Genomic DNA, 11,655 nt, shown 5'->3' on the forward strand with positions numbered 1-11,655 from the left:
GCTCTGGGATAAACCATCAGGGCGGGGGTGCCTTTGACACGCCCGCCCGGTGCACCATCGCAATGGATTGCTACGCTTTATCTGGCCAGCACTCTGACGCTGTTTAATCCATCCGCTTCCGTCACCGAACAGCAAATGCTCTTCAAGGTCCGCGGTTCCTCGTAATTCCATGGCCTGCCGCGATGCAGAACCGCGCGCTCGTCCCAGATGAGCACATCGCCAGGGGTCCAGTCATGCGTATAGACGTATTCCTCCTGCGTGCAGAAGGCGATGGCACTGTCAATCAGATCCTGCGCTTGCGCACCGCCCATGCCCTCAATCGCAAAGGAATGCGAGGCGATGTAAAGCGCCTCTTCCCCGGTCACAGGGTTGGGCCAGATGGCGCGCCAGGGGCGGTCAGGCCAGCGGGTCATTTTCGGCTGTTGCGCCAGTTCCGCCGAGAGCCGTGCGCGGGAATGCGAGAGCCTGTGCCAGATGATGGCGTTTTGCAAAGGCGCGCGTAGGTCTTCCGGCATGTCCGCCCATGCGGCTCGGGTGGAGGCCAGTTCGGTCTCACCCCCGCTTAAAGGCACAATGCGCGCTGTCAGAATGTTGATAAGCGCCGGGGTGGGCAGGAACGTGCTGTCCGTGTGCCAGAGCATGTTGGCTTGCAAATCCAGCGTATGAAGGCTCTTGGCGTCGGCGACACCATCTTTGGTCTCATTGGAGACAGCCGAGACTTTGAAATCCGCATCGTGACCGGCCATCGCCTCACGATTTTCCAGCGGACCAAAGAGCTCAGCCAGACGCGTATGCGCCGCATCGTCAAGCTCTTGCGCCGGAAAGAGCAAGGCAGAATGGCGCTCAAAAGCATCACGGATTTCGGGATATAGATGCGTGGCTGTGACGTCGCGCAGGTCCACGTTGTCGATGATCTGGCCGAAGCGGGGGTGCAGGGGTTTGGTGCGCATTAGCTTGCTCCGTTTTCGCCTTCGGCATCTGGTTTGCCAGTGTAGAGCAAAAGCCCAACGGAGATCACAAGCACAACCGCGACAAAGAGGGACGGTGATCCGATGCAGCCCTCAGCCGTGGCTTGGGCACGTTGCCCGCCGGTGGGGTCCCAGAAGGTAAAAGCGCCGACAAGAAAGCTCCACCCGACAAAAACCGCCAACGCGCCCCAGCTGTTTTTAAACCGCCACACAAGAGCCGAGCAGAAAAGCAGAAAGAGCGCCGCGGGGCTGCCGAAAAGCCAGAGTGTTTCCTGCCAGATGCTGACAGGCGCGCCATCCCAGCCCGGCCGCACCTTGTCGCAGACCTCTGCCAAGGCGGGCAGTGGCAGGCACGTCAGCGCAAGGAAAAAGATCAGTCCTCTTCGAAAGGATCCCATTCGTCTTCCACTTCGGGCAAGGCATCAACTTGCGCATCCTGCGCGATGTCTTCCAGCGTCTTGATTGATTTGATTTCCGCCTCAGGAAAGGCGTCGAACACAGCCTGCACCAGCGGGTGCTGGCGCGCCTCGGCTTCCAGTGCGTTTTGCGCAGCGTCGCGGCGTTCGGCGATGGTCTCTGCCCCGCCTTCGTTCACGACCGAGACGGCCCAGCGGTTGCCGGTCCAGCTTTGCAGCCGCGCGCCGAGGCGTTGCGCGAAATCATTCGGCGCGGCCTCCGTGGGCACGAATTCGATGCGCCCCGGCTGATAGGCCGCCAGACGCAGGCAGGTTTCCACCTCGACCAGCAGCTTCACGTCGCGATGCACACGGATGAGTTCGACCACATGGTCAAATGTTGGGTAATGCGCCAATGCCGTCTCGGACTGCGTGGCAAGCGCTGTGGTGGCCCCGGAAGGCTGCATCTGTCCCTGAGTCACTGGCGCCTTGGTCTGCGGTGCCGCTGCCGGGCTTGCTGGTGCGGATGCCACGGGCGCAGAGGATCTCGCGTGACCGCCCCCGTTTGGCCCGCCTGGCGCTGCACCGGCGGGTGGCGCGTCACGCAGCTTGCGAACCAGCTCTTCGGGGCTGGGCAGGTCGGCCACGTGGGTGAGCCGAATGACAGCCATCTCTGCGGCCATCATGGAATTGGGCGCGCTGGCCACTTCTTCCAGCGCTTTCAAGAGCATCTGCCACATGCGGGTCAGCACACGCATTGGCAAGGCTTCGGCCATCGCCGCGCCGCGCGTGCGTTCATCGGGGCTTATCGTGGGATCCTCAGTGGCTTCCGGCGTGATTTTGACCACGCTGACCCAATGGGTGATCTCAGCCAGATCGCGCAGCACGGCCATAGGATCGGCCCCTTCGGCATATTGTGCCGACAACTCCGTGAGCGCGCCCGCCGCGTCGCCTTTCATGATCAAATCAAAGAGGTCCATCACCCGACCCCGGTCGGCCAAACCGAGCATGGCGCGCACCTGGGTGGCGGTGGTCTCTCCCGCCCCATGGCTGATCGCCTGGTCCAGAAGCGAGGTGGCGTCGCGTGCAGAGCCTTCGGCAGCGCGGGTGATCAAAGCCAGCGCGTCTTCGGCAATTTCCGCCTTTTCCGCATCAGCAATCTTACGCAGAAGTGCGATCATCACTTCCGGTTCAATCCGGCGCAGATCGAACCGCTGACAACGGCTCAGGACCGTGACAGGAACCTTGCGGATTTCCGTGGTCGCAAAGATGAATTTCACATGCGCCGGTGGCTCTTCAAGCGTCTTCAGAAGTGCGTTGAAGGCGCTGGTCGAGAGCATGTGTACTTCGTCGATGATGTAAATCTTGTAGCGTGCCGAGGCGGCGCGGTAATGCACGCTGTCGATGATTTCGCGAATGTCATTCACACCCGTCCGGCTCGCGGCGTCCATTTCCAGCACATCGACATGACGGCCTTCCATGATCGCCGTGCAATGCTCGCACTGACCACAAGGATCCGTCGTCGGGCCGCCCTGCCCATCCGGCCCGATGCAGTTCATCCCCTTGGCAATGATCCGCGCCGTTGTGGTTTTGCCGGTGCCGCGAATGCCCGTCATGATAAAGGCCTGCGCGATACGGTCGGCCTCAAACGCGTTGCGCAACGTGCGCACCATGGCGTCCTGCCCCACCAGATCGGCAAAGGTTTCAGGCCGGTATTTCCTGGCCAGAACCTGATAGGTGGTGTCGGGGGTTTCGGTCATGATGTATCTTTAACGGATTCGGTCGAGTGCCAGCCTAGAATGCGCGCCGATGATGGTCCACCGTCGAAGTCCTTCAAAGACTCCAAAGTATGGCCCCGGTGGCGAGCGTGGCGATGGTCATCACCGTTGCAAGTAACGTGAAATTGCGAACAGGCATCGGTTCGGCGTCTTTTTCCTTCAACCGCATCAAGGTTTTCCGGGCCTGAGTGCGTGCGGACCAGTAGATCAGGATGGCGATCAGCAAAAACAGCGATGCCACCATTTTGGCCGCCCAGGTCGGTTCGAACGCACCAAAGACCGCCTTAAGACCAATTGCCACGCCAACCGCGCCAAGGCCGGTGCCCATCCAGGCACTGAACGTCCGTTCATTTGCCATAATCGTACGATCAGCAGCCCATTCCGTGCGGACCCTGGCCTTTTCTTCTGGTTCACTGTCTTCTGCCATGCAGCCAGCGTACAGCCTCCAAGACACCGCTGCGCGGGCTGATTTCTTTCTCTAGGCAGGTCCGTTCTGACCTGTTTTAATGATCCCAGCATTTGTAGGGGGATGTTGGAATGCGGTTACGAGGGATCAGGCGCAGTCGCAATGTGGAAGATCGAAGACGGTCAGGTGGAGCGCGACGCGGTGCTGGTGTCGGCGGTATTGGATTGTTGGTGATTGTGGCCGTGGCTTATTTTGCCGGTGTCGATGTTACACCGCTATTGCAAAACGGTGGCTTGCAGCAAGAAAGCTCTGAACCACGTCAGCTGAGCGCTGAAGAAGAGCGAGCGGCTGAATTTACCTCGCAAGTTCTGGCGACGACAGAAGACGTCTGGTCGCAGATCTTTCCCGCTCAGGTGGGGCGTGACTATGCCCCGCCGGTGCTGGTGCTGTACTCGGGTGTCACCCAAAGCCCTTGCGGCGGCGCGTCTGGGGCAACCGGTCCATTCTATTGCCCTGCGGATCGCAAGGCTTATCTGGACACTGAATTTTTCACGACAATGTCGCGGCAACTGGGCGCCTCAGGCGATTTTGCCGCCGCTTATGTGATTGCCCATGAGGTGGCACATCATGTGCAGAATGAGCTTGGCATCCTGCCTGAGGTGAACCGTGCCCGGCAAGCGGCGGGCCAGACCGAAGCCAATGCGCTGACCGTGCGGCTTGAGCTGCAGGCGGATTGCCTGTCCGGCATCTGGGCCAAGGCGGTTGGGGGGTTGATGGAGCCCGGTGATCTGGAGGAGGCGCTCAATGCGGCGCGGATGATCGGAGATGACCACCTGCAGAAACGTGCAGGCAAGGTGCCCCAGCCGCATACGTTCACCCATGGCACGTCTGAACAACGCTCGCGCTGGTTTGCAACGGGGTTTCAGACAGGCGACATGCGCAGCTGCGATACGTTTTCCACTGACCGGCTCTGAGTGCTACCAAGTGTCTGACTTTGTCATATATGCCTTGCCGGTTGCTGGTGGTATCCTGGGTATTGCACCCTTGCCGGGGCGGAGTGGACGGTGGACCGATGATCTGGCCCATCTGAGGGATTGGAAACCGGCGCTTGTGATCACGATGACCACACCCTCGGAGCAGGTCAGTCATGGTTTGGGCGACATGGGCGTGGATATCCAGGATTCCGGCACACGCTGGATTCACTTCCCGGTCGAGGACCTGAGCATACCTGCGCCGGAACAGATCGAAGACTGGCACGTGGCCAGCAAGACGGCCTTGTCAGCGTTGCAGGGCGGCGGTCGCGTTCTGATCCATTGCTTTGGCGGATGTGGACGCTCCGGAATGGCCGCACTCAGATTGATGATCGAGGCCGGAGATGCCGCGGAAGACGCGCTCAATCGGCTGCGCGCGGTGCGGTCCTGCGCGGTGGAGACAGATGAGCAAATGGCGTGGGCGCTTGAGGGGGTATGACCCCCTAAATGCTCCGCGCACGAAACGCTTTAACGACTTGGTAAGGTCTTCTTTTTTGCCCCGATTTTGCTAAATTGATGCCTAGAAAAGCGGTCTTCATTCCCGTGTCGCACCGCGTTGCGACGGTAGGTTACCCACAGGACAGTGCGTCCAAGTCACCTTTGCAAACAGGGCGCACGCGCCCGCGACGCCAAAAACAGGAGTTGAGGAGGACATCTTCCTGCAAACAATCGGCGCAGACCCCACAGCAGCCCCCCGAGACTTGCGATGATTCAAATAAAGCGGCAATTGAAGGATTTTGCACAATCGGGCCTTGAGCTGTTTTGGCAGCGGCAGGCAACTCTTGCCGGTGCGACTCTTCTTGCCGCTTATTACATCAATATCCGCTCCGCTCTGATCTGCTACGCCCTATGCCAGATATGCGAGTTTCTGGATTACAGCGTGGCCAGACGGGTTCTGAAATGGGACGGCAAGAACAGGGGCGACGCGGTCCAGTATCTGCACAAGCTCTCCATCACGTCTGCGCTATGTGCATCGTCGATTGTCCTCTACATTGTCCTGATGGCGCTCGCAGAAGGTCCCTCCTTGCATACGGGGCCCTTGTTCTTTCTGTTTGCAGCCGCGCTCTATTCGGCGATGAACACCTGTCAGATCCCAAGAATTCTGATCATCCGGCTATGCGTGTTTTCAGCCGCGTTTGTGTTCATTCCTGTTTACGATATCTGGGTCGTTCGTCCGCCCTTGGACTCAGATCTTTGGAAGCAACTCGGTATTGTCCTGTTCGTGCTCTACTTTCTGATCGAATGCTCGCGAAAGTTTCTCGAAAACTACATGACACGTCTAAAGCATCTTCGAGAGCTACGTATTGAGCGTGACCGGGTGACAGATGCCTATAAAGTGCAATCGCAGTTCATTGCGATTGTCAGCCATGAGCTGCGGACGCCGCTGACATCCGTCAAAGCCTCGCTTGATCTGCTGAACAACGAAAAACTGGGCCGCCTTCCAGGTGAGCTGAAGTCGATTGCCAAGCTTGGGCAGGCGGGCGGCAACCGTCTGGCTGTGCTGATCAATGACCTTCTGTATTTCCAGGCTTTGAAATCCGGAGAAGTGTCTCTGGACCTTTCGCAGATCGAACTTGGTCAATTCGTGCGCACCGCCGTGGCAGAACATAGCGCCCTCGGGGACGATCGGGATGTTTCTGTCAGGGCAGACACGGCTGATACCGCGGTGATCGTGGAAGGCGATGCGCGCCGACTGATGCAGGTGATGTCCAATGTTTTGTCAAATGCGATCAAGTTCTCGTCCGACGGTGGCGTGGTAGATGTGCGCATCGAGACATCGGAGACCAAAGCGAAAGTTCTCATCCGGGACAGCGGTATTGGCATTCCCGAAAACTCCAAGACCATCGTCTTCGCCCCTTTTCAGCAAGTCGCCTGCCCCGACAAACGCGACCATGGCGGCACGGGCCTTGGCATGAGCATCTCCAAAAAGATCCTGGAAGCCCATGGTGGAACGATTGACTACACAAGTAAGGTGGGCGTTGGGACCACGTTCACGATTGAATTGAACCGGCTTGCAGTCAACACCACAACGCAGCCATTGATACCCAATAAGTCGATGAGCCACGCGGCGGAATAGGCGTTGGCATGGCTCAAATGTTTCGCGCGCGAAACATTCTATTTAACAACGGGTTAACAAGGGTAAACACCTGTTTGACCGGGAGGTCCCGGAGCGGGTCCGGGACTGCGGACACCCCGCGCCGCGCTACACAACGCATTTCCGACATGGCGGGGTGAAACCCCGCCCTACGGCGTGCATCAAAGTCGTGAGAGGTGAGAGGCTGGACAACGACCCAAGCGGGGCTCGTTACGGCTGCTTCCTTCCGGACCTGACCGGGTTGGCGAGGCGCTCGCCCGCGCCAACCTCTCGGGCCTTATCTAGGCGGTCAGGACGAGATTCGCAAGATCAGCTGTCTTTGGTGAGTTTGACCACCGTTTCATCGGTGTCCGGAGCCAGTTCCTCAAAATCAAAGTTATCCAAGCGGCGGGCGCGGCGTCCGGCTTTGTCGGCGGAAATCTTGATGTCCGAGATATCCTTGGCCGCCTGCCCGAAATGCCGGTCGAGGTTTTCCACCCGCGTACCCAGTCGTTCGACATCCGCAAAGAGCAGGCCCAGTTCACGGCGGATGGCCCCAGCCTGTTCGCGCATGCGGGCATCCTTGAGGATGGCGCGCATGGTGTTCAATGTGGCCATGCAGGTGGTGGGCGAGACGATCCAGACGCGCGCGGCAAAGCCTTCGCGCACAAGATCGGGGAAGTTGGCGTGCAGCTCGGCATAGACCGCCTCCGAGGGCAGGAACATCAGCGCGCCATCCGCAGTTTCGCCATCGAGGATGTATTTCTCGGAAATGTCCTTGATGTGCTTTTTGACGGAGGTGCGCAGGAACTTGGCGGCCTCGTTGACCTCCCAGTCATTGGTAGCATTGCGCAGGGCCTCGTAGGCCTCCAATGGGAACTTGCTGTCGACACAGATTGGCCCGGGGGGATTGGGCAGATGGATGAGGCAGTCGGCCCGCTTGCCGTTTGAGAGCGTGGCCTGCAGCGTGTAGCTGTCCTTGGGCAATGCTTTGGAGACAATGTCGGTGAGTTGGATTTCCCCAAACGCCCCCCGCGTTTGCTTGTTCGACAGGATGTCCTGCAGGGTGAGCACATCACCCGAGAGCTTGGTGATGTTGTCCTGCGCTTTGTCGATGGCGGTGAGGCGCTGTTGCAGCTCGCCCAAGGTTTGCGCCGTGCGCCGGGCGGAGCCTTGCAAGTTCTCGTTCATCTGCCCCGAAACCTCGGACAGGCGTTTTTCCATCAGTTGCAGCATGGCTGTCTGGCTTTGGGCCTGCGCCTCAGAGACGTGATGCAGACCCCCGGCGAGACGTTCCTGCCCGTCGCCAAGGCTTTGGACGCGCTGGCCGAGTTGGCCCATCTGCATCGCCAGTGGGGCCATAGCGCGGGCGGATCGTCCGGCTGCGCGGGCCGACAGGAATAGAAGAATGAGCATCAAGAGCACCACGGCCAGCCCCCCCAGAGCGGCCAGGACGAGCGGATCGTTTAACGCATAAGGGGTGCCCCCGATGGTGATCATGTGCGTCCAAACAGGCGTTCAATGTCGCTGAGTTTCAGCTCGATATAGGTGGGGCGGCCATGGTTGCATTGCCCGGAATGAGGTGTGGCCTCCATCTCGCGCAGAAGGGCGTTCATCTCGTCGGCCTGCATGCGGCGGCCCGCGCGGACCGAGCCGTGACAGGCCACACGGCTGAGGATGGCATCAATGCGGGTTTTGAGCGCCTCACTGCTGCCGGTATCAGTGATCTCGTCAAGGATGTCGCGCAAGATGGCTTCGGCATCACAGGTGCCAAGAATGGCGGGGGTTTCGCGCACGGCGATGCTGCCCGGCCCAAAGGCTTCGATGATGAGACCAAAACGCGCCAGATCGTCGGCCAGATCTAGTAGTGTCGCGGCCTCATCGGGGTTCAATTCGACAATCTCAGGGATGAGCAATGCCTGCGTCGCGACGCCGCTTTCGGTCATCTGACGTTTAAGCTTTTCATAGACGAGCCGTTCATGGGCGGCGTGCTGATCCACGATGACCATGCCGGTTTCGGTCTGGGCGATGATGTAATTCTCATGCACCTGGGCGCGGGCCGCACCAAGGGGGAGCGATTGCGGAGAGATATGTTGCGGGTCTTGAGGCGCGTCCGTCACGACCGGCTCGACCCGTGCGGAGTAGTCCGTTTGCATTTCGGCAAAACCGGTGGCCTGTTGTGGCGCTTGCGCCTGATAACTGGCGGCGCGTCCGGCCGGTCCGGGGCGGTCCATCTGGTAGACTCTTGCGCCGGCGGGTTCAGGCTTCATCGCGCCCAAAGCAGCCCCTGCCACGGTGGATGACGCGCGATGCCCGGCCTCGGCCAAGGCATGGCGCAGGCCAGAAACGATCAGGCCCCGTGCGAGTCCAGGATCGCGAAAGCGGACTTCGGATTTGGCGGGGTGCACATTCACATCCACCAGGGTCGGATCACAGTCGATAAAGAGCGCCGCCACGGGATGCCTGTCACGGCTGAGCACGTCCATATAGGCCGCGCGCAAGGCGCCATAGACCATCTTGTCCCGCACGGGGCGGCCATTGACGAACATGTATTGCGCCACAGCCGCGCCGCGTGAATATGTCGGCAGAGCAGCGTAGCCCGTCATGTGCAGGCTATCGCGCGTGGCATCGATGCGCAGGGCGTTTTCGGCAAATTCCCGTCCCAACACCTGTGCCAGCCGTCTGTGCAGGGCATCAAAGAGATCTCCCGTCTCGGCATCAGCCCGAAAGACCACGCGTGGCTCGCGCCCCTCCGAGACATCACGCAGGGTAAAGGCCACAAACGGCTCAGCCATGGCCAGACGTTTGATCACATCCGCGGTCGCCTGCGCCTCAGCCCGATCTGTGCGCATGAATTTGAGCCGTGCTGGCGTGGCGAAGAAGAGATCGCGCAACGTGACCACTGTGCCCTGATTGAGGGCAGCTGGCTTGACCGGACTTGTGACACCACCAGCCACGTTGATCTCGTTCGCATCTGCTTTACCGGCGCGTGATGCAATGCTTAAACGGCCCACAGCTCCGAGCGACGGCAGGGCCTCTCCGCGAAAGCCAAAGCTCTGGATGTTGAGAAGATCAGACCCGTCGATCTTCGAAGTCGCATGGCGGCTTAGCGCCAGCGGCAAGTCATCTTCGGTCATGCCGCAGCCATCATCTGTGACGCGAATGAGGGTCTTGCCACCGTCGGCGATATCAACTGAGATACGAGCCGCACCCGCATCCAGAGCGTTTTCAACAAGTTCCTTGACCGCGGAGGCCGGGCGCTCAACCACTTCACCGGCGGCAATCCGGTTGATCGCGGACTCATCCAACTGTCGGATTTGAGGGCGGTTTTCGCCTATATGGGGTTTTATCTGCTCCATACCACAAGACTTAGCATGGTATGGCGCGATTCGGAAATGGCAATGGGATGGGTATTTCCTTGCCAAGCAGCGCGCAATTTCCTTGATGCAGCGGCCTGCCTCGCCTATCTGGGCGGGAACAGGAATTTCCGGAATGGACCCCCAATGCCTGCGCTTCAACGAATAGATCAAGCCCTTATGGCACTCATCGGCCTCGTGCTGGTGCTTTCCGTTGCGATTTACTTTGTCAGTACGGATTATTTTTCGCTGCGCTTTGCGGCCGAGGACGGACCTGTGGAATACGGCACGGCGATCTGTCTGTTTGTGGCATGTTTGATCCTACTGCGGAACGGGTTTGCCCTTCGCGGAAAAGCAACCAAGCTGGCGGTGGGGCTGACCTTTTTCTACGCCTTCGCATTTTTCTTTGGAGCCGGGGAAGAAATCTCTTGGGGGCAGCGCATTTTTGGTTGGGAAACGAGCGAGGCTATGAAGGCCATAAACCGGCAAGATGAGACCACGCTGCACAATATTGAAATCGGTGGCGTGGCCATGACCAAACACCTATTCGGCCCGGTTTTAACGGCGGCCATTTTGATATACCTTGTGGTGTTACCACTGCTTTATTCGCGCGTCACATGGGTGACAAATTTTGTCAACCGTATCGCGTTGCCGGTGCCCGGAATGCGCCATGCGATTATGGCTGTGTTGGCAAGCCTCGTGATTACGTTCATTGATGTCGATCGGAAATGGGAGGTCTACGAGTTGATTTTTGGCCTGCTTGTGGTCTCGATTTTCCTGCTGCCGCAGAACCGCGAGCACACAAGCTAACCTTATCCGGGGCGAAGTCCCGTCAATTTCCCCGTTACGCACTCCCCTGCGATACAGATAGTCGCACGCATATACTGCCATTTCTGGCAGAGATATTGCGTAACGGGAGGGACACGCATGAACAAACTCTTAGCCGAGTTCATCGGCACATTCACTCTGGTCCTGTTTGGATGCGGGGCCGCCGTAATTGCAGGCGCTGACATCGGCCTCACTGGCATCAGCTTTGCCTTTGGTCTGGCCTTGATCGGCATGGCTTACGGGATCGGTCCGGTCTCGGGCTGTCATATCAACCCCGCGGTGTCGCTGGGTGCGGTGGCTGCAGGTCGAATGGAAATAGGCGTAGCCGTCGGCTATATCATTGCACAAGTTGCCGGGGCCATTGTTGCCTCTCTGGTTCTCTTGACGATTGCCAGCGGCAAGGCGGATTATTCTGTTGCCGAGAATGGTCTTGGTCAGAATGGCTGGGGCGCGGGATACCTCGGGGAATACACCATGATGGCGGCGTTCCTGTTTGAGGTGGTTGCCACCTTCCTCTTCGTTGTTGTCATTCTGGGGGCGACGGGCGCTGGTGCGCCATCGGCCATGGCCGGCCTGGCCATTGGTCTGACGCTGGTTGTCATTCACCTGGTCGGTATCAACATCACCGGTGTCTCGGTCAATCCGGCGCGCTCTTTTGGACCAGCCCTGTTTGCTGGCGCCACAGCATTGAGCCAGGTTTGGCTTTTCATCATCGCCCCGATCATCGGTGGCGTTCTGGCTGGTATCGTCTTCCGCTCAGGTGTTTTGGATAGTGAGACCTAAATCACACTCTCCAAAACCGGGCCTGCCATCGCATCC

General features: G+C 59.2%; 11 protein-coding genes and 1 other RNA gene. 5 read left to right on the plus strand and 7 right to left on the minus strand.

What is annotated here, in order from left to right; genetic code table 11:
- Positions 1-77: 77 nt before the first annotated feature.
- The 4 genes from RZS32_RS05055 to RZS32_RS05070 all read right to left on the minus strand — a co-directional run bounded on the left by RZS32_RS05055 (position 78) and on the right by RZS32_RS05070 (position 3,568).
- Positions 78-950: a TauD/TfdA dioxygenase family protein gene (locus RZS32_RS05055; protein ID WP_317055939.1), complete on the minus strand. Its 873-nt coding sequence runs from the start codon at positions 948-950 to the stop codon at positions 78-80.
- A complete protein-coding gene (locus RZS32_RS05060; RefSeq protein WP_339106829.1) occupies positions 950-1,366 on the minus strand; it encodes a hypothetical protein in 417 nt (138 codons plus the stop codon). The genes RZS32_RS05055 and RZS32_RS05060 overlap by 1 nt, the downstream gene beginning before the upstream one ends.
- Positions 1,342-3,123 (minus strand): DNA polymerase III subunit gamma/tau, encoded by a 1,782-nt coding sequence (locus tag RZS32_RS05065; RefSeq protein ID WP_317055941.1) that lies wholly within the window; start codon positions 3,121-3,123, stop codon positions 1,342-1,344. Before RZS32_RS05065 ends, RZS32_RS05060 begins: the two co-directional genes overlap by 25 nt.
- 73 nt (positions 3,124-3,196) lie before the next feature.
- Positions 3,197-3,568: a YidH family protein gene (locus RZS32_RS05070; protein ID WP_317055942.1), complete on the minus strand. Its 372-nt coding sequence runs from the start codon at positions 3,566-3,568 to the stop codon at positions 3,197-3,199.
- A 110-nt stretch (positions 3,569-3,678) separates the two neighbouring features.
- On the opposite strand from RZS32_RS05070, the gene RZS32_RS05075 reads away from it, so the two are divergent.
- From RZS32_RS05075 to RZS32_RS05085, 3 genes are all read left to right on the plus strand, one after another.
- The gene (locus RZS32_RS05075) at positions 3,679-4,521 is read left to right on the plus strand and encodes a KPN_02809 family neutral zinc metallopeptidase (RefSeq protein ID WP_317055943.1); all 843 of its coding nucleotides are present in this window, start codon (positions 3,679-3,681) and stop codon (positions 4,519-4,521) included.
- A 10-nt stretch (positions 4,522-4,531) separates the two neighbouring features.
- The gene (locus RZS32_RS05080) at positions 4,532-5,017 is read left to right on the plus strand and encodes a protein phosphatase (RefSeq protein WP_317055944.1); all 486 of its coding nucleotides are present in this window, start codon (positions 4,532-4,534) and stop codon (positions 5,015-5,017) included.
- Positions 5,018-5,284: 267 nt separating this feature from the next.
- On the plus strand, positions 5,285-6,655 hold the full coding sequence (locus tag RZS32_RS05085) for a sensor histidine kinase (RefSeq protein WP_317055945.1): 1,371 nt from the start codon (positions 5,285-5,287) through the stop codon (positions 6,653-6,655).
- A 193-nt stretch (positions 6,656-6,848) separates the two neighbouring features.
- On the opposite strand, the gene ffs is transcribed toward RZS32_RS05085, so the two are convergent.
- From ffs to mutL, 3 genes are all read right to left on the minus strand, one after another.
- An RNA gene (ffs, locus tag RZS32_RS05090) (signal recognition particle sRNA small type) lies at positions 6,849-6,945 on the minus strand.
- Positions 6,946-6,982: 37 nt separating this feature from the next.
- Complete coding sequence (locus RZS32_RS05095) at positions 6,983-8,152, minus strand: DNA recombination protein RmuC (RefSeq protein ID WP_317055946.1); 1,170 nt, start codon at positions 8,150-8,152, stop codon at positions 6,983-6,985.
- Entirely contained in the window at positions 8,149-10,011 is a 1,863-nt protein-coding gene (gene mutL, locus RZS32_RS05100; RefSeq protein WP_317055947.1) for a DNA mismatch repair endonuclease MutL, read from the minus strand. The genes RZS32_RS05095 and mutL overlap by 4 nt, the downstream gene beginning before the upstream one ends.
- Between mutL and RZS32_RS05105 the strand changes: the two genes are divergently transcribed.
- Together RZS32_RS05105 and RZS32_RS05110 are read left to right on the plus strand one after the other, a co-directional pair.
- Entirely contained in the window at positions 9,991-10,818 is an 828-nt protein-coding gene (locus RZS32_RS05105; RefSeq protein ID WP_317055948.1) for a hypothetical protein, read from the plus strand. The two genes, mutL and RZS32_RS05105, sit on opposite strands and share 21 nt — an antisense overlap.
- 117 nt (positions 10,819-10,935) lie before the next feature.
- Positions 10,936-11,619, plus strand: a complete 684-nt coding sequence (locus RZS32_RS05110) for an aquaporin (protein WP_317055949.1) — start codon at positions 10,936-10,938, stop codon at positions 11,617-11,619.
- Positions 11,620-11,655: the final 36 nt, after the last annotated feature.

Origin of the sequence: Roseovarius sp. W115 (assembly GCF_032842945.2) — a bacterium.
GTDB classification, from domain to species: domain Bacteria; phylum Pseudomonadota; class Alphaproteobacteria; order Rhodobacterales; family Rhodobacteraceae; genus Roseovarius; species Roseovarius rhodophyticola.